Genomic DNA, 22,517 nt, shown 5'->3' with positions numbered 1-22,517 from the left:
CCAATCACGCGGCGAAAATCTTTGATGCACCCTCGTGCATTCCGCGGGCCCCGGCAGAACTCATAAATTCTATTCAACCGAGTCAGATTAAAGGTTGTAGTGAAAAACCGGCATATCGAAACTGGAGCAAGCTTTGTTTAAGGACCGAGTATTGGCTGGGCGAGTCGCGGGATTGGCTATCAGTGTGTGTATGGAAGTCCGTGAGTTGCACGAGCATTTTAATGATGGTACGTGCGTTGAATACGACCGGGCGATGTCTGCGTTATTACTGATATTGTTAGTTCTATCCTTGTTCCCATTTACAACGTCCATGGCGGTCTTCACGGGATTTGCGATGTCACTCGACTGGCCTCTCTTCGCATAGAGAGCTCGGAGAAGTGCAAGACGCAGGGACGAACCAGTCGTGGTTCCCGCAATTCAGAAATCACGATAAAAGCGCGCGCACATCAACATAGTCAGCTGATGTGGAAGATCAAGCGCGATCTCAAACGCTCTCTCATGACAACCGGCCATGCTTTCAATGATGACGAGTACAAGAACTATCGAGATGCCGTCTTGCAGATCCTTTCATCGATATATGTGAACGTCCTTGCCCCCTTGGGCGAACGTTACCCAGACATAATTTCGACGCGAGAGCAATATATGTCGATATCGCCCTGACGTTGAGATCAAATGCCCAAGCTGTCGGCGGATCGATCACCGCGTATTTTGACGGGGCTAGGCGTTCGCGGAGGCGATCCGAACCTTGATTGGTTCCAACCCACGTGAGTTCGCATACAGGTTTGCTGTGGCGTCGGAGAGATGGCCAAGCAGGGCCTTTGTATCCACGTTGCCCTGCTCGTCGTAGAGACGCTTGCACAGACTGCGTATTTCGTGGAAGGTGGGATCATCTTCTGCAACATAGCCAGCCAGGCGGCGCGCGCGCAGGAACTTTTCTGAGATAGTCTTGACCTTGATGGCCGAACCTTTTTCCGTAGTACCTTTGCCGCGGAGATGATGGATCAGATATTTGCTCAGAACGTACGATTGCTTGCAACGGGCAATGACGTCGCCGAGCGACATGCCAACGGCATCCATATGAAGGGCGACCGGAATTGCAATGGTCACGCCAGTCTTCGAACGCGTCACCAGCGCCTCTCCGTTTTTCACTGATCTGCGCTCCCAGCGTGCGACGGTGGACAATGACTGACCTGATACCAGCGCCAACAGCATTGCATTTGCGAGCCACGGCGCAACTTTGGGCGCCTGAGCCAGCGTCGCATTGAAGACTTCGAGCGTCATCCGCTTACGCTTGACGCGAACCTTCGCCCGCTCCGTAGCATCGGCCGGATTCCTGTCCATCCATCCGAGTGCCATGCCGCGGCGGCAGACGGCTTTAATCCGGCTGCGAACGTTGACCGCCCATTGCAACTTCCCTCGAGCTTCAATCGTTTCAAGCATTTCGGCCACGTGTTTCGTGGTCAGAGCCTTGCACTTGATGTGCCCAAGCTCTCTCCTTATCAGAGCGTCCTGATGTCTGCGCGCAGTGATCGTCGCTGGCTTTACGCCAACGGTAGGCATTTTCGAAAGGAGGTCTGCGACAGTTTCTTCACCTTCCTGCAGGCGTTCGACAAGTCGTTTTGTCTGCACGACTTCCTTGGCCTTCCCATTCGCCTCAAGCACTTCGAAGATTGCCTGTTCGACGGGCACATAGCCGAGGCACATGGTCTTCTTCGTGATGGGATTTCGCCACACGTAATATCCGGGCCTGGGCTCATGAAGATTTTCCGGCCACCCCGTCCGGCGTCTGATTCTCGGCCTAGCTGCCATGGCCGAACGCCCTGTGGACGAGGCGCGGCTTTTCAATCGCGCCTCGGAAGACAGCGCCTTCCTCTACGTAATACGATCTTCCAATTTTCTTTGGAGCAGGATAGATCTTTCCCGCGTTAATCCAAAGGCGCGCGGTCCTGATCGGAGGAGGGGGATCAAATTCACGTTTGAGCCATTCGTCGAGTCTGACTTTCATATTCTCCGTCACCAGTTTTCGTCTTGTTCACCGCCTTGGTGCGCTCAGGGCCGTCACCAGGTCACAGCGTCCTGCGAGCCATCCGCCAGGCGTCTCGGACTGACATTCCTCGACGTCGCCAATAGAGCAGGTTTTCTATGAAGCGTTTCATTGGGGTGCCCTCCTAAGACTGTTTTGTTCGTCAAGGGTGTAAGGGGTGTTTGCGGCTATGCCGTTTTCTCCGACGTAGCCAATAACTGCGCGGTGCCGAAGTGCCACTTCGTCGAAACAATCGATCCGGATCTCGCCGTTGACGCCAGCTGCAGCAGTACCGAACCGACCAGCTACCGCGACGCCGTGTTCCGCGGCGATCGCTGTACCGTAATAGCCCACAATCGCCATACCGTAGTCGCCAACCCGGGCTGTTCCGCTCTGCCCTGCGATTGCCTTACCTCCACGACCAGACGTTGCGGTGCCGAATGCGTCGGCGATCGACGTGCCGAAGTCGCCGGTGATGGATGCACCTTGGACGCCCGAGATCGCAGTGCCGCCCATTCCGGCGACTGCAACCCCACGTCCGCCGACCGCGACGAATTTATGGTCGCCCACTTGCAGATGAGCGCCGATCACGGCGTCTTCGCGCGCACGTGGCTCGTTCGCAATGAGATAGTTCGCTGCATCCTTCATATCGCCTACGAATCGAACGAGACCTCGCGGAAACTTGCACTTGCCGCCCAGATCGACGACGTCTCGCGTGTCGACTTCGACCACGAGCCACCTTGCGCCGGCCACAAGCTTGAAGCACTCGGCTTTTCCATATTGGCACGTGCTGTCCCCGTGTCCGTGGAGCCATCCGTGAAGGCCATTGCCGCATTCCGGATCGGGATTCCAGTCTCCCGCTTCAGCGATCTCGCCCACGCTCGGCCACCTGAATCCATAGCTGGATGACATGTCGGGCGCGCACGTGCGCAGAACCAGTGACGTCTGTTGCCGATCCATACAAACCTCCTTACGCGTTGACAGGAAAATTCCTGCTAAATCAGACTGTGCGTGCGGGGCAGCAGTTTTCTCAAACGGGTAGTGACTCGTACGCTTCAAGTAAGTACAACTAATTCCCTTGTGTACTCAACGGTGAGATTTTTCGGGAGCAACGCCAGCATCGATTTCCGTCAGGTTTTGATCTGCATGAAACCGAGGACCAAAATCGTCGTTGCGGTGGCGAATGCCGACGAAAAGTGTATTAGATGCTCTGCCGGAAGTAAAGTGAAAACTAAACTTTAGGGCGAAGTACGCGTAGCGCGAGTGCCGCGCGAAAGCTGAAAAAGTGGGGCGCTCCCGACGGAGGCGCTAACGGCTAGCGAACTGGTTTCTTGTCGCGCGCAAGGAGCTCACGCAACAGCCTGTCGTTTTTTTCGGCCATCGACTGCATCGTCGCTGCAATCTCCGCCTTCTGCGTCTCCGTGAGGCGGGGAAGCAAACCTTTGATTGTCTCGACGTGGTCTTCGACCGTTCCATGGTCAGGCAGAGGCGGAGCCGGCGTTTTCTCGCGAAAGTCTGCCGTAGCGCCGGAGACACTCTCAGCGTCGTCCAAATAGCCGGGTGCCATGCCGTATTGATGCTCGATGCGTCGAGCCGCTTTTTCTCCAAACGATGCGGTGCCATTCACCAGCTGGGAGAAATAGCTTTTCTCGCGCGATGGTGTGGGATGTGTATCCAGCCAATCCTTGAGGCGACTGCGTCGCAAGTCCGAGATCTTCATGCTCCAAGTTTAGTGGGATCTAAACAAGCATTCACTTGACCGTCGGTTTAGTGACAACTAAACTGCCCGCATGGATTTGAAAACTTATCTTCTTAGGAGCGAACGAGGTATGGCGGCGCAAGTTGCTAGGTACCTTCGCGTTTCAGCTTCTTACCTGTCGCAGATGGCCTCTGGCGCGTCTCCGATCTCCCCGCGACGTTGCGTATCAATCGAACGGGTTACAGGTGGTTTCGTGACGAGACAGGAGCTTCGCCCACATGACTGGCGATTCATTTGGCCGGAATTGGAGGATTGCGTTCTCACTCGCAAAAGGCGCAGGCGAAGAGCCATCCGCGACACGGGCAATCGCGGCCTTCCGCGCGTGATTCCGACGTGCACGCATCGATCGGTTTCGCGCGCAAGAAGGATTCGGTCGCAGGCCCGTAATCATGGTTCTACGTCAAGTGTCTGCCACGTTAGGTGTCGCAATCGTGTGCCGACCAAAAGCCGTGCCACGTTGATTTCTACCCGATCGGAACGGTAGCTACGTCTTAAGGCGCAATCAATGCATCATTCAATCCATCAAGCGCTTTTGCGTACCCTTACGAAGCCCACGCCAGAAGAGTTGGACTTTGTTATCGCACGTCTTCGTGCGGAAAACCCGTCCGCTTTCCATCGCGACGAGTTGACGGCGTCGACGCTCAGTGAGCGTGTGTTCATCAACGAGCCCAGCTCTAGTGTTCCTATGAAGGCCGCTTTATTCCCGCGTGGGCCGTCAAACGATCAGCGCTGAATGCCTGTGCAAATTCGCGCCTCTCGAATTGCAGAACATTGGGTCTCTGACATTGACTAACTCTTGGGTGAATGTCGCTCGCAAACCTCTAACTTCGGAGTCGAGGCATGGCTAAGAACTCAATCGACGCTTATGGTGCATCAGGCAAGACGAATCTTTTGTTTTTCGATCCGGACGCCTTGGTGCTCGTAAAAGACACAACGTCGCCCCTTTACGATCCGCGCGTCGAACTTCCTGTAAACGAAGATTTGGCGAGAAATATCAATGCTTACGGGGTGTTGCAGCCTATCTCAGTCATCAAGAACGTAGAGACAGGCGATACAGAAGTTGTTGTCGGGCGCCAGCGCGTCAAGGCGGCGCGGCTGGCAAATGAATGGCGACGGTCACGGGGCGAAAAGCCACTTCAGGTTCCCGCGCAAGTCTATCGCGGGGAGCGCCGCACAGCGCTGACAGCAATTATTGGCGAAAACGAATTGCGCGATGCGGAAACTCCATTGGGTCGCGCCGAAAAGATGCGTCGCCTGATGGCGATGGGATACGGCGAGGAGGAAGTGGCGATCGCCTTTGGTTGCAAACCTGCGACGGTTAGCGCGACGCTGGCCCTTCTCGAGTGTTGTCAGGACGTGCAGGACGCCGTCGAGACTGGAAACCTGAATCTGACACATGCTCGGCGTCTGGCGAAACTGCCGCCGACCGAGCAACGCGAGAAAGTCACCGAACTGCTCGCCGCAGGCGCATCGGAGCGCGGCCACGCAAAAGCGCGGCGACAGCGCGCGGTAATGGGTGATGAGACGTCACGCATGAAGAGTCGAAAGTCAGTTGAGAGGGAGTTGGAGGCCTCGTCTGGCGAGAGAGCGGCGGCATTGAGATGGGTTCTTGGACTCGAGGCGACGGGTACCGAACCCGACGCTGGTGGGCAATAAGGAGTGGCTATGGCTGGAGATTGGATAAAGATGCGCACAGCACTTGCGGATGATCCGGCGGTTATCGCGATGGCGGAACGGCTCGGCGAGGACGAATTCACCATTGTGGGGCGTCTTCACTATTTCTGGGGGTGGGCCGACGCTCAGTCACGCGATGGTCACGCTCCGGGCGTGACAAAACGTTGGATTGATCGATATTGCCGTTGTGACGGTTTCGCCGACGCGATGATCGCCGTCGGCTGGCTGGTTGTCGACGACGTTGGCGTGACGCTCCCTAACTTCGAACGTCACAACGGCAGTTCATCGAAGGACCGAGCATTGGCTACGGTCCGTAAGCAGAAACAACGTGCCTCGGAAACGTTGCGCGATGAAGTGTCACGGTCGGAGCGTGACATCGGCGTGACCAGAGAAGAGAAGAGAAGAGAAGAATCTAAAACCGAGGGTTCTAACCGTACGTATCGGGAGTTTGAAGAATCTGCGCGAGCGAGCGCGCCGCTGCGGGCGGCCGATTTGTCGGCGGCGATGCGCTCGCAGGGCATCGAAGCCAGTCCTGCCGATCCACGGCTCCAGGCGCTAGCAGCGCAGGGCGTAGAGCGAGAGACCGTCGAAGCGGCGGCTAGTACGGCCAGGCGGGCACGGCCCAATGAACGAATTGCGCCGGGCTACGTGATCTCGATCATCGAACGCTGGGCGGCGGAAGCGAAGCGAATTGCGGTCGCCGGGGGGTGCTCGCCCACTCGCGCCGCAGCGCGTGACGTGCAGCGCTCTGCCGCGGCCGCATCCATCGGACTTGGAGTGCCTACCCATGAACGCGAACCTCGAATCATCGATTCACATTTCGAACGCGTCGGTTGATCCCATCAACTGGCTGTTCGGCCAGCTCCACGGCATGTTCGGAAACAAGTTTCTGGACGGTTGGCGTAGCGGTCATGTGATAGATGGCAAGGATACGGGCATCGAAAACATGAAAGCCATCTGGGCAGATCGCATTCGCGCGAACGGCTTGCGGCTATCCGATGTCCGCAAAGGTATAGAAGGCGCGGAGCGACTGAGATGGCCGCCAACGTGGGGCGAATTTATCGAGCTCTGTAAGCCGTCGATCTGCGTTGATGCCGCGTTGTACGAAGCGATTCAGCAGATGCAGGCTCGGCAGAAGGGAAAAGACCGTTGGTCCAACCCCGCCATCTATTGGGCCGCAGTCGCAGTCGGTGAGTACGACGTCATGAGACTGACGTTCTCGCAACTCAAACCGCGCTTTGAAATCGCACTGAGGAAGGTGCTTGCGTCTGAGGTCTTGCCGGTGCCGGAGCGTTTTCCGACGCTGGTCGCCCCGGGCGCGAGCGAGTCGTCGCGGGAATTTGCCCGCAGGCGACTGGACGAGCTTCTGGCGATGCCACTAATCGATGCGCGGTCGAAAGGCGCAAGTATTGACTGGGCACGACGCATCATCGAGCGCGAGATGGAAACTGGAACAGTGCCCCGACATAAGCTAGATATCGCGAAAGAGGCAATTCTGAAGGCAACTGGACAACCGGCATGAACAAGAGAGGAAACCGCATGATGCGCCTGGCGGCCGGGACGGAAAAAATCGGAAACGCGAGCGTTCGAAGTTCCGTGCAGACGAGACCCGTGTCACGCCAAGCAAGACATGACCTGGCGCGCAGCGATCGGAATGTGCCTTCAGGTCGGATGGCAGAAGATCAGTCTGCCTGGTGGGCGAGCATGCGTACACGCCAGTTGATCGGCGGCGCGTCGACCAAGCGTTCGAAATACCGGAATACCAGGTGCGAGTGGGGTGGCATCAAATTCGATAGCTTGAAGGAACGCGCTCGCTGGATTGAGCTGGTCGACAAGCTGGCGCGCGGTGAAATTTCCGATCTTCAGCGACAGGTGCCGTTCGTGTTAGCCGAGGCTGCACTGGTAGATGGCAAGAGGAAGCGGGCGCGCGCATATATCGCAGATTTTGTGTACATATCGTCGTCCGGGCGGCGCGTTGTCGAGGACGTCAAGGGCTTTCGTACAACTGTCTACGAACTCAAGAAGCACCTGATGAAAACAGTTCATAACGTCGAAATCGTGGAGGTAACGTAATGAGTGGATATCTGTTGAATATCCGCAGCTCGGCTCGCTGTCAGAAAAACCTGCATCCTCCTGCTAGCCGCGTTCGGAAACCGACGAACCGAGATATTGAGGTGCGCCGGACGGAGCGCGAACGGTTCGAAATGTCGTTCGGATCAAAGCTCAACCGGGCTGTGGTACCTGCCGATGTGATCGAACTCTGCTTCGACGCATGGAAGTGTGGTCGACGAACTGCACTTACAGACGGTCTGGACTTACTACCGAAGCCGTTGGAAGAGGACGAATGACATGCAAACCTCGCGGGTCCCTATGGATTGCCGCGTGGGGAGCTAGCACGGGATGCGCGGTGCGAGAGCGCCGGTAAGCGATCGGGTCGGATGGTGTGAAGAGGAAAACTGGGATGACAGCGCAAGCCTATATTCAATACGATGACGTACCGGAGACGTTGCTCGACGACGCACGATGGCGCGTGGACGATACGGGCGTGCAATTTGTCGGTTTCGATGGATGCCCGCTAATCGGACAGGTTGTCGAAACCCCTGAGGGCGTGCAGATCGAATTTGCGTGGCCGCACAGTACCGAACTGCGTCATGCGCTAGGCGACTGGTTCACGCATCATGGAATCCATTTCACAGTGGTCGCGTGACCACCATGCGCTAATGCGGCCGCTGGCGCTCAAAACTGCTCCACGTCGCAGGTTCCTAGCGTGTATTAGCACGGCATGCAACGTGGAGATCAAGGGGTTAAGTGATGGACGAGATCGACGATGTGCTGACGCAATGGTACGAATGGAGTCAAACCTACAAGCCTGCGCTCGGCTTTGGTGGTGCCTCGGCATCATGTAGAGGTTTCAGAATCAGCAATCAATGGATGGACCACGACGATCTGTCACATCTCGTTGATTCGCAACTTCGAGAGACCGTTGGCAGAGCGGTCGATCCCATCGTGATGCGCTTGGCCATACATCATCGTATTGCCGTCATGGTAGTCGTCAGGAGTTTCGCTGCAGGGGATGCCGTCGACCAGAATCCGTATAAGCCGACCGGCCAGGATGAGGACTATGCGGAAGCGAAGGCTGTGATGCGGCCGGCTCTCATTGCAAGAGGCCTGCTTCGCGATTGCGTTCAATCGATATGACACGCCCGCCAGCAGGCGATCAGCGCACCACGGCGTCGACATGGAGGTCGCGCGTGAGATCGAATGGGCTCAGGTGATGGCCTACGTGGACGATCGCATGGACTACGGCGAAGTACGCGAGATTGGCTATGTCGTTGTCAGCGAGCGCCTTTATTGTGTGGCCTTTACGCAGCGCGGAGACACAATGCGCACCATTATCCTGCGCAAGGCAAGCAAGGGTGAGGTAAAAGATTATGTCGAGCAGACCGAAGGTCATTAAACCCTCAGATGGGGAGGATGCGGCGATCAATCGCGGAATCGCTGCTGACCCCGATACGTTCGAGGTGCCCAGCGAGGAATTCAATAAATTAAGGCGACTTGGTGCGCGAGGTCGTCCGAAGCTCGAATCGCCGAAGATACTAGTGTCGATTAGATATGACGCAGAGGTTATCGACGCCTTCGAGGCTACAGGAGACGGCTGGCAAACGAGGATCAATGAAGCATTAAAAGATTAGCTCAAAAATCATCAGCCTGCCTAAGTAAATAGTTGTAAAATCGCGGCGTATCTGATATCTTAACGTTTGTGGGGCGCACGTGCGTCCGCAAAAATTGAAGCCTGCCAGGTGAAGACCTCGCGGGCTTTTGTTTTTTGAGCTTGAGATTTCGGCGCGCTCGACGCCCCATGCATATGAGAGTCCTCAAATCTCCATTGGCCGTCTTGTCTAATCGCGTTGCGATCGCGGGTCTGTCTTGGCGTGAGGGTAAGAATAGTAGCGCTGCGCGTGGCTATGGCTACGACTGGCAACGGTTGCGCGCGGGCCATCTGGCGAAGCATCCTTATTGCGCTTACTGCTTGAGAGACCTCGACATGTGTGGCATGACGCCTGCCGAGGTCATCATTGCATGTGCGACTCGCGATATTCCCGAGCCGATCGGGTCAATCGGCGATCACATCGTTCCGCATGAGGGAGATGAATCGCTGCGGCTAGATCCAAATAACGTGCAGACATTATGCAAGCGCCATCACGATGGCGAAAAGCAAAGGCGGGAGCGGGCGGCGCGTTAAACGCGCATGGGAGGGGGCATTAAAAGGCTGGAGCCGTTGCGGTTCTAGACCGGCTGCTCCCGCACGCGGAGAATTTTTTCCCTTTTTTAATTTTCACGAATCGGATGGAGATTTGGGGCGCGAGATGAAGGCCGATAACAGCAAAGATAGTCGGTCGGCGGCAGCTAACGGTGCTCGACCGAAGAAGTCGTGCATGTCAACCGGAAAGCGACCTACATCCCGGGCTACAGCAGGGAGCAAGCCGCGCGGCGCTGCTCGGCTCGGAGACCCTGCAGAGGCGAGGCCATCAGACACCGGGGCACCGGTCGCTGCGGAGTCGCCCAAGGAGGCTCACATCGCGTCGGCGTTGTCCGACACAGTTCGGAGCACAGCGCGTGATGCTGACATGCTTCGCTTTCTGCAAGAGATCGCATTAGGAAAACTGACTGCAACGCCACTTCAGGTGCGCGCGGCGATTGCGGCTGTGCAGTACACGCACGCCAAGATGGGTGAAGGAGGGAAGAAAGCGGCGAAAGTCGCGGCGGCGAAGAAAGCGGCAGGCAAATTTGCCTCTCTACCACCGCCCAAGCTCGTAGTGAACAACGGGAAATGATAGTTGGAATGGTCCACGGCTTGTCCTGATTGGCCTGAGCGGTTGAAGACGGGTAGGACCATTATTCCGCCGCCAATCTTCCCTGAGCAGGCTGAGCAGGCCCTGCGGGTGTTCAAGCAACTCAGAATCGTGGACGCGCCTGGCAGCCCAACGTTCGGTGAGGCTTGTGCCCAGTGGGTGTTCGATCTGGTCGGGTCGATTTTCGGCGCCTACGACGCGGACAGCGGTCGTCGCCTGATCACCGAATGGTTCATCTGTATTCCCAAGAAGAACAGCAAATCGACGCTGGCAGCTGGAATCATGATGACGGCGATGATCCTCAACTGGAGAAAGTCAGCCGAATACACCATTCTGGCGCCGACAATAGAAGTTGCGAATAACAGTTTTGCTCCGAGTCGCGATATGGTGAAGCATGAGGAGGAGCTTGACGATCTGTTTCTCGTTCAGACGCACATCAAGACGATCACGCATCGTACGACCGGCGCCGCGCTAAAGATAGTGGCGGCGGATTCGAATACAGTGGGCGGTAAGAAAAGCGTCGGGACGTTAGTTGACGAAGTGTGGCTCTTTGGAAAGCAAGCAGACGCGGAGAATATGCTGCGCGAAGCGATCGGCGGACTTGCTTCCCGACCCGAAGGCTTTGTCATTTACTTGACCACACAGTCCGACGATCCGCCCGCAGGTGTGTTTTTGCAGAAGCTGCGTTACGCACGAGACGTGCGGGACGGTAGGATCGTCGACCCGTGCTTCGTGCCCGTGATCTTTGAGCATCCGCCAGATCTGGTGAGGCGGAAAGAACACCTGAAGATCGAGAACTTACGGATGGTCAACCCGAATCTCGGGTATTCGGTGGATGAGGCATTCCTTTGTCGGGAGTTTCGCAAGGCACAGCAGGCAGGCGAGGAGTCCTTTCGCGGATTTTTGGCGAAGCACGGAAATGTCGAAATTGGTCTTGCATTGCGCAGCGACCGCTGGGCAGGTGCGGAATTCTGGGAGGAAGCCGCGCTGATGATGCACCTTACGCTAGAAGATTTGATTGAGCGTTGCGAGGTGATCGATCTGGGAATCGATGGGGGTGGCCTCGATGATCTGCTGGGGCTCGCAGTTATCGGGCGTGAACGCGGTACGCGCAACTGGTTGGCATGGACCCATGCCTGGGCACATCGATCGGTTTTTGAGCGTCGCAAGGAAATCGCTGAGACGCTGCGAGACTTTCAGAATGAGGGCGACTTGACGATCGTCAATCAGATTGGCGATGACGTGGCCGATGTGGCTGAGATCGCGGCCGCGGTTCATAGAACGGGGATGCTCGACATGATCGGTGCAGATCCTGCCGGCATCGGGTGTGTGCTCGACGCTCTTGCCGAGGCTGGCATTCCCGAAGATAAAGTTATCGGCATCTCGCAGGGGTGGAAACTGTCGGGTGCCATCAAGACGACGGAGCGTCGTCTGGCGGCGACGTGCGGGCGACTGGTCGATGGGACGGATTCGGCTTCGGACGGCATGCTGATTCACGGGGGACAACGGTTGATGGCGTGGTGTGTAGGTAACGCGCGCGTCGTCCCCGTGGGCAACGCTGTCAACATCACGAAACAGGCGAGCGGAAAAGCAAAGATTGATCCTTTGATGGCGATTTTCGACGCGGTGTCGCTTATGGCGCTCAATCCTTCGGCGCCCCGCCGTTCAGTGTATGAAACCCGCGGCTTACTGTTTGTCTAGGGAGCGCGTTTGAGATTCCTCGGTACGTTGTTGCGTGGTCGCGCGGTGCAAGCGCCATCAGCCCGAGCTGAACCTACGATGCGATACATACAGGCTTCCACCGGGGGCGAGGCGTTCAGCGGGATGAGCGACCCCCGATTACTTGAGTTCATTAGGTCGGGGCAGTTGGGCATAAGCGACTTTGGCCACGCGCGAAGCTTGCGCAATATGGCAGTGCTGCGCTGCGTGACGCTCATATCTGAGGCGATCGGTACGTTGCCGTTGAATCTCGTCGGCAGCGATGAGCGCAAGCAGGTGCAGACCGACAATCCCGCGCACCGGCTTTTAAAGTACAAGCCTAACAACTGGCAAACGCCTTATGAGTTCAAGAGCCTGCTGCAGCTCCATGCTTTGCTTGACGGGCAGGGATTCGCGCGCGTTATCTGGTCGGGAAACCGTCCCGTGCGGCTTGTACCGATGCGACGCGGCTCTGTGATGGTTCGTCAGACTGATACGTGGGAGATGGAGTATGACTACACGACGCTGGCGGGCGCAATGGTCACGCTCTCCGCGCGAGATGTTCTTCATCTGCGCGACATCTCGCTAGACGGAGTCAATGGCGTCTCACGGATTGCATTGGCCGCCGGTGCATTGGACCTCGCGTCGGCCGCCGAGCGCGCCGCGTATCGTACCTTCCGTACAGGTTTGATGGCAGGAGGCGCATTGAAGTTCAAGGATGCGATTTCCGAAGAAACCTACCGGCGTGTCAGGGAGCAGCTTGATGAGTTTGGCGGAGCGGAAAACGCCGGACGCTGGCTGATTGCAGAGGAGGGGGCCGAACCTGTCAAATTCGCAAGTACAGCAACCGATGCGCAGCAGATCGAGAATCGAAACCATCAAATCGAAGAAGTTGCCCGTCAGTTTGGGGTTCCACGGCCCCTACTCATGATGGATGACACCAGTTGGGGTAGCGGGATTGAACAACTGGCCATCTTTTTTGTGCAATACGCCCTGTCTCATTGGTTCACGGCGTGGGAGCAAGCGGCGGCGCGTGTGCTCTTGCCGGAAAGTTCCCTGGGCCGGATGCAATTCAAGTTCAACGAGGGGGCTTTGCTGCGCGGCACGCTGAACGATCAGGCGAATTTCTTTGCGAGGGCGCTTGGGGCAGGCGGGCACTCGCCGTGGATGTCGCAGAACGAGGTGCGTGCGCTTACCGATCTGCCGAAATCGGATGACCCGCTCACTGACCAGTTGCGTAATCCGATGACCCAGAAACGCGAAGGAGAGCGCTTTGAGCCTCTGCAACCTGCCTGAAATGCCGGTCAACCAACACCTCGCCAAGGCGCAGTTCAATTTGCGCCCTGACGCACTTGCACGCTGGCAACCCGAAGTATACGGACAGACAGGTGATGACACCGCAACTATCTCGATCTATGACCCGATCGGTGAGGGTTTGGACGGCTCAGGTGTGACCGCCGGTCGGATCAGTGCGGCGTTGCGCAGTATCGGAACTCGCGATGTGATCGTGAACGTCAATTCGCCCGGTGGTGACTTCTTTGAGGGCGTCGCAATCTACAACCTGCTTCGCGAGCACAAAGCTCGGGTCACGGTCAGGGTTATGGGGCTCGCTGCATCGGCCGCATCACTTATCGTCATGTCTGGCGATGACATCCTGATGGGCGACGGGGCATTTCTGATGATTCACAACGCCTGGGCGGTAGCAGTTGGCAATCGACATGATCTAGCTGATGCCTCTGCCAGTCTGGCGCCCATTGATGCTGCCATGGCGAAGCTGTACGCGCAACGCTCCGGCATGGACAAAGACGATGCCGCCCGGCTGATGGATCAGGAGACGTGGTTTAGCGGCTCGCAGGCGCTCGAGCGAGGGCTGGCAACCGGCCTACTCGATGACGGGGGACCAAATGCTAGTGCGGGCAGCGATGGATCTCGGAGAAAGTGCATCGCGCTTGTCGAATCGTCGCTGGCGCAAGCGGGTTATTCATTGAAGCAGCGTCACGCCACGATTCGTGGCCTGTTTCATGACCAGGCCAGCGCTGACAAGGAGATTGCCGTTTCTCTCCAACACCTCATCAAGTTAATTCAAGGATGACATGAATACTTCTGTGCTTATTGCTGCAATCACTGCGGCACTGACACCAAAAAGCGGCTTCGTGCCGCGCGGCATTGTCTCCGTATGTGCTGACCTATCAACGCCCGACGTAAAGGCTCTGGTCGACAATCTCCAGCAGGCTTTCGCCTCCTTCAAGGAGGAGCACACGAGGCAGCTTGAGGCGGTGAAGGCTGGTGTTCCGGCCAGTGACATCTCGGCGAAGGTCGAAAAGATCGACGAGCATGTGGCTGAACTGCAGAAGGCAGTCGATGATGCCAATGTGAAGATGGCCGCTATGCAGATGGGAGCCGGAGCCAATGCTGTGCGCGATGCTCAGTACACAGAGGCGTTTAATGTGCATGTAAAGCGTGGCGAGGTTAGTGCTTCGCTTAACAAAGGGGCGGCTCCCGAGGGGGGCTATCTCACGCCGATCGAGTGGGACCGCACGATCACGGACAAGCTCGTGCTCATCTCGCCGATGCGTCAAATTTGCCGTGTCCAGCAGGTCTCGAACGCGGGATTTTCCAAGCTGTTCAATATGCGCGGGACAGCCAGTGGATGGGTTGGTGAAACCGAGAGTCGCAAGGACACTAACACCGCGCAATTCCAGTCATTGGCTTTTAACTCGGGCGAGATCTATGCGAATCCTGCCGCCACTCAGCAAATTCTGGACGACAGTCTGATCGATCTTCAGACCTGGCTGGCAGACGAGGTGTACACCGAACTGGCGAAACAGGAGGGACGTGCGTTTATCGCCGGAGACGGTGCGAACAAGCCAACCGGCATCCTTCAGTATGTCGAAGGGCGGCCCGACCAAGCGAAGCACCCGTTTGGTCCTATCCGTGCAGTGGCGTCGGGTGCGGCCGGTGCGATCACTTCCGACAGCATTATTGACCTCATCTACGATCTGCCATCTGCGTTTACAGGCAACGCGCGATTCACTATGAATCGAAATACCCAGCGGGCAGTGCGCAAGCTCAAGGATGGGCATGGCAATTATTTGTGGCAGCCATCATACGTTGCCGGCCAACCCGCAACGATCGCGGGATATCCGTTGACCGAGATGCCGGATATGCCCGACATCAAAGATGGTGAGACGCCGATTCTGTTTGGCGATTTCGTTCAGTCGTACCTGATTATCGACCGCGTCGGCATCCGGCTGCTGCGCGATCCTTACACGAACAAGCCATACGTCATGTTCTACACCACGAAGCGCGTTGGTGGCGGTTTGCTCAACCCCGAGCCCATGCGTGCGATGAAGGTCGGTAAAGAAAAGACTTAATGGCAGAACTTGTCGACGCCCAGCTTGTTTCAGGCTATCTGCGCATCGACGCCGGAGCGGAAGACGCTGTCGTGCAAATGCTCTTAGATAGTGCAGTCCAGCACACGACGGACTATTTGAATCGTCGCGTTTTCGCAAACGAGACGGATCTGGCGGCGGCCGTTAAAAGCGGTACGGCAGGCGAACACCCCATGATTGTCAACGCGGCAATTCGAGCTGCGATCCTCAAATTGACGGCCGAACTCTTCGCTAACCGGGAGAACTCGGCATTGGGCGTTGTATCGGAAATACCTTTCAGCGTTCGTAACCTGCTGCGTCCGCACAGGATTACTGCTGGGCTGTAATGCGAGCGGGAGATCTCAACCGACGCGTGCGTATCGAAGCACGCGCCGGACGCCGTGATGCCCGGACAGGACAGCCATCCGATGTATGGAAGGAACTGGTCACTGTCTGGGGAAACGTCAGAATGATAAAAGGGAAAGAATCGCTCCTTGCCGCCGCGGAAATAAGCAGGGCAGCAGCGAGCATTCGTATCCGCTACAGGACGGATGTGGAAGCGGGTATGAGAGCCGTTGTCGACGGCGTTACGTTTCGCGTCGAGGCGGTGCTCCCTAACGTGAGCACGCGCGATTACACCGATCTGGTTTGCGGGACGATCGCCAGTGCTTCCTGAGGAGGTAGTGTACGCAGCCCTTCAGCAGACGGGATGCGTTCACATATTCCCTGACGTAGCGCCGGAAGGGACGACTCCCCCTTGGCTTGCCTATCAGATGGTTGGGGGGCAGACGACGGCATATGTCAGCAACCGACCGGGGCTGAAAAATGCGCGTATCCAAATTAGTGTGTGGGCCGTCAGTCGGTTTGAAGCTGGCACGCTTATGCATCGGGCGATTGCTGTTCTATGTGACCCGCCGACGGGGATCACGTTGATTGGTGCACCCATTTCCACGTATGAACACAAAACTGCACTTTATGGAGCCACGGCCGACTTCTCGGTCTGGTATTCGTCAGGCTGAACGATGCACGGACATGATCAATCCGATGCAAGGCTTTACAGGGAGGTTCAATGAAGTCGACAGCTATTTCCGCGCAAGGCACAAAATTATATGTATCGGACGAGAAATTCGTCATCGACGGAAGCCTTGCTAAAGCGATCGCGGGAAAGGCCGAGGTCAATAATCTGAGGAGCTTCAAAGGTTTTGATGGACAGGCGACCGAAGTCGATATTACAAATTTGTCCAGTGAGGCAAAAGAGTATCGATTAGGCCTGCCGGACAATGGAAACCTTGTAATCGACCTTGATCGGGATTTTGACGATGAGGGACAGGGGGAGTTGCATGTTGCCAGAGAAGAGTCAGAGATGCGGCACTTCCTCTTGGTCTTTCCAAATAAAGTGGTGGCGGCGAAATTTGATGGATTTGTGAAGAACAGTCCACTCGAAGGCGGGGTCGACCAGGTAATCAAATCGACCGGCGTAACGATCCGCATCACAGGGCCTGTCGAATTTTTGGAGTTCGAGGAAAGTGAAAATACTTAACAGAGAAACGAAGAGAGTCATTTTAGCAGCGCGACACCTGAAAACTGAGGCGGTCGCGGTGCCCGAATGGGGAGTGGACATGCACGTGTGGGTCTCCGAGATGTCGGGTCTCGCGCGCGACGCGTTCTACGCGAAGAATGCTACCGAAAGTCCTCCGATCAGTGTTTCTCAGTCGGATCTCCTGCTTGCCACCGTCGTCGACGAGGGGGGGGACCTGATTCTCGACGAGACCGACGTTGAAGCACTGCGCGCGCAGAGCAGCGCGGTTCTTGATCGTCTTGTCGCGGTTGCAGTGCGACTAAACGGCATGCACGCCGAGTCGCTGGAGGACGCCGAAAAAAACTCAGAAACCGCCCGGAGCGGCGGTTCTGGCTCCAACTGTCCTGCGACCTCGGCATTCCGGTGAGAGAGCTCCAGAAGCGAATCACGAGTGCGGAGTTCGTTGAATATTGGGCGTCGTACCGACTCGACGGTCGCGGCCCACACTACGACGATCTTCGGGCGGGTGTCATCGCTTCGATGATTGCGAATGTGCATCGCGACACGGCCCGTCGCCCTGAGCCATTCGATATGCTTGACTTTATCCCTTGGAGCGATCGGCATGGCGATATGCCGACAACCGACGCGGCCCGAGAAGATTCTCCTGTCTTGCTCGGGGATGCCGACGCGCAGACGAAGCTGCTAATTTCCAACCTATTTCCGACGGCCCATGGTTAAGGCGTTTCAGGTGGAAAACCCGACATCGTTGACCGATGCAATCCGCGCACTGGAGGATGTCGCGACTGAATCCGTATTGCGTCGCGCGACCGTGGCAGGCGCACGTGTGATTCTGCAAGAAGCAAAACTTCGCGTGCCTGTGGGCGGCCATAGTTGGGAGCGGGATGGGCACAAGCATTATCCTGGATTTCTTAGAGACAACCTGCTTATTGCCTATGACCACGAGAATTCCGTTAAGGCGCGACTGGCGACCTACCTTGTGACATGGAGCAGGGATGCATACTACGGACGGTTCCTTGAGCACGGCACATCGCAGGCAGCCGCCCGACCGTTTCTCCGGCCAGCGTACGACGCGACCCTCAGTTCTGCTGCCGCTACGGTAAAGCGTACGATCGAAGACCAGATCCGGGAGGTAACGGGTGGCTAACGAAACGGTCGTCAGGATCTCAGCTGACGCCACGGGGTACACATCAGCGCTGGAGAGGGCGAAGCGCAGCGCCAATGACTTCATCTCCTCTCAGGAAGCAGCGTCTGCCCGTACCGTCGCGGCTCAGAAGGCTATCGAGGAAGCGACTTCGAACGCGAGCCGTGCCAGCGTAAGACAAATTAATGCCTTCATGCAGTCGCTGGCGAAAAAGGCGGAGACGGCTGGGAAGACGCGTGCCGAGCTGTTGGCTATGCAGGCGGCGACGCTTGGCGTTTCAGCGTCAGCGCAGCAATACGTCAAGCAAATCGCAGATGCGGGTAGGCACACGGAGGAGTTCAATCTTAAAACGGCCGGCGCGCGACGCGAACTCCTCGTTTTGGCCCACGAGGCGTCTCAAGGCAATTGGAAAAACTTCGGTGGCTCACTTTTGGTACTGGGCGAAAGGACCGACGCACTCGGACTGGCGTTTAGTGGCGCCGGGCTCGCAGCGTCGGCGTTACTTGCTGGAGTTGCCGCGATAGCCGCGGCAGCGAGCAAGGGGGCGGAAGACGTTAAGCAGTTTAATGCTGCCTTGGACGCGACTGGCAATTATGCCGGTCTGACCCGCCAGTCATTTGAGCTAATGGCCGAGAGCCTCGCCTCGTCGACGCACGCACAGCTGGGCCGAGTGAATGATGTCCTACTGGAACTGGCAAAAAGTGGTCGTTACAGCTCTGAAGAAATGAAGGGCCTGGGCAATGTCATTGCTAGAACGGCGGAGGTGTCCGGTCGGACACTTCAAGAGATCAGTAAGGATTATTTGACGCTAGCGAAGAATCCTTCAAGGTGGGCAGCAGAGCATAACGAATCCATGCATTTCATGGATGTCGCGACTTACGAACACATTCATGTGCTTCAACAGGCAGGACGGGAGCATGAAGCATTGCAAGCCGTAATCGACGCTGCTGCGAAACAGGTTGAGCGCAGCTCAGAACGGCATGTGACGACCGCATCAAAGGCTTGGAGGCAGCTCTCGGCAGAGGTAGAAAAATTCTGGGCAAAACTTAAACAAGGTCTCAGTGAGGGGCCGTCTTTGCAAGATCGCGTCGATACGCTTGTTGCTGAGAAGCACGATCTCCGAGGACTTTCATTTACCTCGGGACGTATGGCTGAGATAGATCGGCAGATTGACAGACTGCGTCGACAGCAGGAAGCCGAAGAGCAAGCTGCCAAAAGGGAGGCGGATATAGCGAGGAAGCAACAAGAGGGACTCGAAGCGCGCCTGCGGGTCGACAAGCTGCGAGAGAATGTTAAAACGAACAGTGAGAGGCGATCCGAAGCGCTTACCCAGCTCAATAAAGACCGGGCTGCGATCTTGGCGGGCGGCGGACATCTGTCTGATCAGGAATTCAACCGACTGGCCTCGAATATCAACGAAAGGTATCAAGATAGACGCCACGTCGAAAGCGTGAAGCTGAGTGTGGCCGAACGCTATCTTGCACGCTTTCGCGAACAGCATGCGGAGATGTTGGCGCAACTTGCGTCTGGCGAAAAATCGACAGGCGCTGAGCGCGCACTTGCAAAATTTAACGAGCAGATTGCCGATTTAAAGCGACGCTCGGGCAAGCGCGACGAGGCCGGAATGCTGGCGCGCGAGCGCGAGATTCGCACGCAGCTGCAATTGAACGTGGGCTTGGAAAAGGAAATTCGATTTCGGGAAAAGCTAAGGATGCTTGATAGCTACTCTGCGGCGCTACGAGAGCGCGTCGAGGAGTACCAGACGCGAACGAGGGCAGCATACGACGATAGGATCTCGTACGGCGAAGATGAGCAGGCTTCAAAGCGGCTTGCCGAGGTCCGTGCGATCAAGGCAGAGTACCAGCGGTGGCAGGATGAACTGCGAAAAGGCTCGTCCAAGGACGTTCTGGATAGTCAGGAATACCAGAAGGCAGCTGCGCAGATCAATGCGGCCCTCGAAAAGTCGCTCGCCGACCATGAGGCATATTACTCGGCCTTGAAAGCGAAGCAAGCTGATTGGAAGAATGGAGTCAAATCGGCGATCGCAGGCTATCTCGAAAGCGTTAAAGATATGGCGGGGCAGACCAGACAAGCTGTGACACAGGTTTTCCATGGCATGGAGAGTGCGCTCGAAAAATTCGTGACGAACGGCAAGGTCGATTTCAGGGAGTTCGCCGCAAGCGTGCTCGCCGATCTTGCTCGAATTGCATTCCACTTTGCGTCGGCACAGATATTGAAATCAATTCTGACGGCCCCCGGCATGCCTTCGCTGTTTAGCAGCGGAAGTCTGCTACCGCATTTCGCATCCGGAGGAGCAATCTATGGTTCGGGTTCGGCGACAAGCGACAGCATTCCTGCCATGCTGTCCAACGGCGAGTTCGTAGTGAATGCCGCGTCGACGAGGAAACATCGGGAGTTACTCGAAGCGATCAATTCCGACCGTCTGACTGCATTTTCTGATGGAGGGATGGCTGGCGGCGCTGCACATGCAGGCGGCGCAATTTCCAGCAATGTGCATCTGGAGGTGCACCAGAACGGAAGTGGCCTGGATAAGCGCGATCTGCACGATCTTCAGACCTTCGTTAAGGCATTTGTTGATCAACGACTCACGCAGCGCATGCGTGGTCAAGGCGGGGGCGGCTACAACCAGTCGCTCGGTTTGATCTGATGAGCAGTCCATGACAAAAATTTTTAGCTGGCAGCCCTGCGTTGAGGCACAAGGGCAGACACGCTACGCTGTACGTAAGGCTCGCTTTGGCGATGGGTATAGCCAGGTGGTTCCCCAGGGGCTGAACAACATAGCGCAAACGTGGCAGCTAAGCTTTCGCGGTACGGGGCGCGAGATCATGGCAATCCAAACATTCCTTGACGCCACCCGCGGGAGTGAGCCGTTTTACTGGCGCGCGCCTCTGCGCTCGTCGAGTCTGTTTCGGGTCGATTCGCAGCGCGGCGTGAGCGTGCGCGCACACGGGGGCGAGCTGTACACCCTGGAGGTGACGTTTGAAGAGGTCTTCGCACCATGAGTGCATCAAATCCGCTTGACGCCGAGGTTCAGCGCCTCGAACCCGATGCGTTGGTCGAGCTATTCGAACTCGATCTGGGCCCGCTCGGGGGGGACGTGCTGTACTACCATGCGCATCAGCACGCCGGGGTTATTCGATGGCAGGCTCAGACCTACAACGCGTGGCCCATCCGCGTGACGGGCTTTGCGCGTACGGGCGATGCCTCGCAGCCGGCGCCGACGATCACGGTCTCCAACGTGACGGGCCTGGTTTCACGTCTTTGTCGTCAGCATGCTGATTTGCTTGGCGCGCAGGTGCGGCGTAGACGCACACTCGCGCGTTATCTGGATGGTGCGCCGCAAGCTGATCCATCTGCCCAGATGCCAGTCGAGCTTTGGTGTATTGAGCAGAAGACGTGCGAGAGCGCGCAGGTGGTGGAGTTTGCGTTGAGCTCGGCGCTGGATCTGGCGGGCCATCAACTGCCCGCCCGGCAAATCCTTGCCGCCGTATGCCAGTGGAAGTACAAGGCGCCGGAGTGCGGGTACAAGGGTACCCTCTACTACACGCGCGACAATCAACAGACAGACGACTCTGCACAGGACCAGTGCGCTCATCGGCTCTCGAGTTGCCGGCTGCGGCACCCGGCATCCAAGCCCGGCCAACCGCCTGAGTTGCCCTTCGGTGGATTTCCGGGTGCGAGTGGCTCGTCAGTGGTGTTGACGCACCTATGATTGATCCGAATGCGCGATGCGCGATTGAAGCGCATGCACGGCGTGCCTATCCGCACGAGTGCTGCGGAGTCGTCGTGAACCACGTGTACTTTGCGTGTCGCAACGTGGCCGCAGATCCAACGCGTGATTTCGTCGTCGACGCGGCTGACTACGCAGCCGCCGAAGATCGCGGCACGATCGAGGCGATTGTTCATTCTCACCCAGATCGAAGCGCGCGGCCCACCATGGCCGATTTGGCCGCCTGCCAGGCGAGCGATGTGCGGCGCTGGATCATCGTGAGTGTGGTCGCAGAGCACGGCGTGCCGAGCGTCCAGGAGTGGCGCGAATTCGAGACCGCCGATGATTGCGCGCCACTTATCGGCTGCGAGTTCGCGTACGGCTCAAACGACTGTTATGGAATCGTTCGCCGCTATTACAAAGCGGCGCTGCAGATCGAGCTGCCGGACTATTTGCGGCCGGATAGGTGGTGGAAAGACGGCCTTTCAAACCTGTACGTCGATCACTATCGCGAGGCGGGCTTCTGTGACATGAGCGCGTCACAGCCCAGGCAAGTGGGCGATGTGCTGCTCATGCGCATTGCAAGCAAGGTACCAAATCACGCAGCCATCTACATTGGCAACGACGAAATATTGCATCACCTCTGGGGGCAACTCTCCCGGCGTGAAGCGCTGCCGCGTTATCGGAACCATATCACTCATGTGCTTAGACACCGCACCCTTCTCTGA

27 protein-coding genes are annotated in these 22,517 nt (G+C 57.0%); 23 read left to right on the top strand and 4 right to left on the bottom strand.

All coding sequences use genetic code 11. From position 1 onward, the window contains the following. Positions 1–717 precede the first annotated feature (717 nt). The 4 genes from G3N95_RS35195 to G3N95_RS35180 form a co-directional block, all read right to left on the bottom strand. Complete coding sequence (locus G3N95_RS35195) at positions 718–1,704, bottom strand: tyrosine-type recombinase/integrase (RefSeq protein WP_346778436.1); 987 nt, start codon at positions 1,702–1,704, stop codon at positions 718–720. A 94-nt stretch (positions 1,705–1,798) separates the two neighbouring features. After that, on the bottom strand, positions 1,799–2,005 hold the full coding sequence (locus tag G3N95_RS35190; RefSeq protein ID WP_205974691.1) for an excisionase: 207 nt from the start codon (positions 2,003–2,005) through the stop codon (positions 1,799–1,801). Positions 2,006–2,152: 147 nt separating this feature from the next. After that, positions 2,153–2,983 (bottom strand): hypothetical protein, encoded by an 831-nt coding sequence (locus G3N95_RS35185; RefSeq protein WP_205974690.1) that lies wholly within the window; start codon positions 2,981–2,983, stop codon positions 2,153–2,155. Between the two features lie 355 nt (positions 2,984–3,338). After that, positions 3,339–3,743 (bottom strand): hypothetical protein, encoded by a 405-nt coding sequence (locus G3N95_RS35180; RefSeq protein WP_205974689.1) that lies wholly within the window; start codon positions 3,741–3,743, stop codon positions 3,339–3,341. A gap of 70 nt (positions 3,744–3,813) precedes the next feature. Here G3N95_RS35180 and G3N95_RS35175 point away from each other — a divergent pair, with 70 nt between their 5' ends. From G3N95_RS35175 to G3N95_RS35060, 23 genes are all read left to right on the top strand, one after another. Then, positions 3,814–4,266, top strand: a complete 453-nt coding sequence (locus tag G3N95_RS35175; RefSeq protein WP_205974688.1) for a YdaS family helix-turn-helix protein — start codon at positions 3,814–3,816, stop codon at positions 4,264–4,266. 356 nt (positions 4,267–4,622) lie between these two features. After that, the gene (locus G3N95_RS35170; protein ID WP_205974687.1) at positions 4,623–5,438 is read left to right on the top strand and encodes a ParB/RepB/Spo0J family partition protein; all 816 of its coding nucleotides are present in this window, start codon (positions 4,623–4,625) and stop codon (positions 5,436–5,438) included. 9 nt (positions 5,439–5,447) lie between these two features. Next, the gene (locus G3N95_RS35165) at positions 5,448–6,293 is read left to right on the top strand and encodes a hypothetical protein (protein WP_205974686.1); all 846 of its coding nucleotides are present in this window, start codon (positions 5,448–5,450) and stop codon (positions 6,291–6,293) included. Beyond that, complete coding sequence (locus G3N95_RS35160; protein ID WP_205974685.1) at positions 6,244–6,978, top strand: hypothetical protein; 735 nt, start codon at positions 6,244–6,246, stop codon at positions 6,976–6,978. Before G3N95_RS35165 ends, G3N95_RS35160 begins: the two co-directional genes overlap by 50 nt. Continuing rightward, positions 6,975–7,529, top strand: coding sequence for a DUF1064 domain-containing protein (locus G3N95_RS35155; protein ID WP_241019128.1), 555 nt, complete (start codon positions 6,975–6,977; stop codon positions 7,527–7,529). Before G3N95_RS35160 ends, G3N95_RS35155 begins: the two co-directional genes overlap by 4 nt. A gap of 388 nt (positions 7,530–7,917) precedes the next feature. Beyond that, positions 7,918–8,163: a phage portal protein gene (locus tag G3N95_RS35150; RefSeq protein ID WP_205974684.1), complete on the top strand. Its 246-nt coding sequence runs from the start codon at positions 7,918–7,920 to the stop codon at positions 8,161–8,163. 104 nt (positions 8,164–8,267) lie between these two features. Then, positions 8,268–8,654: a hypothetical protein gene (locus G3N95_RS35145; protein ID WP_205974683.1), complete on the top strand. Its 387-nt coding sequence runs from the start codon at positions 8,268–8,270 to the stop codon at positions 8,652–8,654. Between the two features lie 40 nt (positions 8,655–8,694). Next, a complete protein-coding gene (locus G3N95_RS35140) occupies positions 8,695–8,913 on the top strand; it encodes a BrnT family toxin (RefSeq protein ID WP_205974682.1) in 219 nt (72 codons plus the stop codon). Continuing rightward, complete coding sequence (locus G3N95_RS35135) at positions 8,888–9,148, top strand: BrnA antitoxin family protein (RefSeq protein ID WP_205974681.1); 261 nt, start codon at positions 8,888–8,890, stop codon at positions 9,146–9,148. The genes G3N95_RS35140 and G3N95_RS35135 overlap by 26 nt, the downstream gene beginning before the upstream one ends. A gap of 936 nt (positions 9,149–10,084) precedes the next feature. Then, on the top strand, positions 10,085–10,291 hold the full coding sequence (locus G3N95_RS35130) for a hypothetical protein (protein WP_205974680.1): 207 nt from the start codon (positions 10,085–10,087) through the stop codon (positions 10,289–10,291). A 3-nt stretch (positions 10,292–10,294) separates the two neighbouring features. Next, positions 10,295–12,010 (top strand): terminase large subunit, encoded by a 1,716-nt coding sequence (locus G3N95_RS35125; RefSeq protein ID WP_205974679.1) that lies wholly within the window; start codon positions 10,295–10,297, stop codon positions 12,008–12,010. 207 nt (positions 12,011–12,217) lie between these two features. Then, positions 12,218–13,303, top strand: coding sequence for a phage portal protein (locus G3N95_RS35120; protein ID WP_241019127.1), 1,086 nt, complete (start codon positions 12,218–12,220; stop codon positions 13,301–13,303). Then, a complete protein-coding gene (locus G3N95_RS35115; protein ID WP_205974677.1) occupies positions 13,281–14,099 on the top strand; it encodes a head maturation protease, ClpP-related in 819 nt (272 codons plus the stop codon). The genes G3N95_RS35120 and G3N95_RS35115 overlap by 23 nt, the downstream gene beginning before the upstream one ends. A gap of 1 nt (position 14,100) precedes the next feature. After that, positions 14,101–15,381 (top strand): phage major capsid protein, encoded by a 1,281-nt coding sequence (locus G3N95_RS35110; RefSeq protein WP_205974676.1) that lies wholly within the window; start codon positions 14,101–14,103, stop codon positions 15,379–15,381. After that, the gene (locus G3N95_RS35105; protein ID WP_205974675.1) at positions 15,381–15,725 is read left to right on the top strand and encodes a head-tail connector protein; all 345 of its coding nucleotides are present in this window, start codon (positions 15,381–15,383) and stop codon (positions 15,723–15,725) included. The genes G3N95_RS35110 and G3N95_RS35105 overlap by 1 nt, the downstream gene beginning before the upstream one ends. Continuing rightward, a complete protein-coding gene (locus G3N95_RS35100; RefSeq protein ID WP_205974674.1) occupies positions 15,725–16,054 on the top strand; it encodes a phage head closure protein in 330 nt (109 codons plus the stop codon). Before G3N95_RS35105 ends, G3N95_RS35100 begins: the two co-directional genes overlap by 1 nt. Positions 16,055–16,447: 393 nt before the next feature. After that, positions 16,448–16,918 (top strand): hypothetical protein, encoded by a 471-nt coding sequence (locus G3N95_RS35090; RefSeq protein ID WP_205974672.1) that lies wholly within the window; start codon positions 16,448–16,450, stop codon positions 16,916–16,918. A gap of 79 nt (positions 16,919–16,997) precedes the next feature. Then, positions 16,998–17,324, top strand: a complete 327-nt coding sequence (locus G3N95_RS35085) for a hypothetical protein (protein ID WP_205974671.1) — start codon at positions 16,998–17,000, stop codon at positions 17,322–17,324. Positions 17,325–17,627: 303 nt separating this feature from the next. Then, entirely contained in the window at positions 17,628–18,062 is a 435-nt protein-coding gene (locus tag G3N95_RS35080) for an HK97-gp10 family putative phage morphogenesis protein (RefSeq protein WP_205974670.1), read from the top strand. Next, positions 18,055–20,727: a phage tail tape measure protein gene (locus G3N95_RS35075; protein WP_205974669.1), complete on the top strand. Its 2,673-nt coding sequence runs from the start codon at positions 18,055–18,057 to the stop codon at positions 20,725–20,727. The genes G3N95_RS35080 and G3N95_RS35075 overlap by 8 nt, the downstream gene beginning before the upstream one ends. Positions 20,728–20,737: 10 nt before the next feature. Continuing rightward, positions 20,738–21,082, top strand: a complete 345-nt coding sequence (locus G3N95_RS35070) for a phage tail protein (RefSeq protein WP_205974668.1) — start codon at positions 20,738–20,740, stop codon at positions 21,080–21,082. Further along, positions 21,079–21,792 (top strand): phage minor tail protein L, encoded by a 714-nt coding sequence (locus G3N95_RS35065; protein WP_205974667.1) that lies wholly within the window; start codon positions 21,079–21,081, stop codon positions 21,790–21,792. The genes G3N95_RS35070 and G3N95_RS35065 overlap by 4 nt, the downstream gene beginning before the upstream one ends. Further along, complete coding sequence (locus G3N95_RS35060; protein ID WP_205974666.1) at positions 21,789–22,517, top strand: C40 family peptidase; 729 nt, start codon at positions 21,789–21,791, stop codon at positions 22,515–22,517. The genes G3N95_RS35065 and G3N95_RS35060 overlap by 4 nt, the downstream gene beginning before the upstream one ends.

The organism is Paraburkholderia sp. Tr-20389, assembly GCF_017104565.1.
GTDB lineage: Bacteria > Pseudomonadota > Gammaproteobacteria > Burkholderiales > Burkholderiaceae > Paraburkholderia.
Note: the sequence above shows the minus strand (reverse complement) of the source record. Positions and strands in the feature narration are given on the sequence as shown.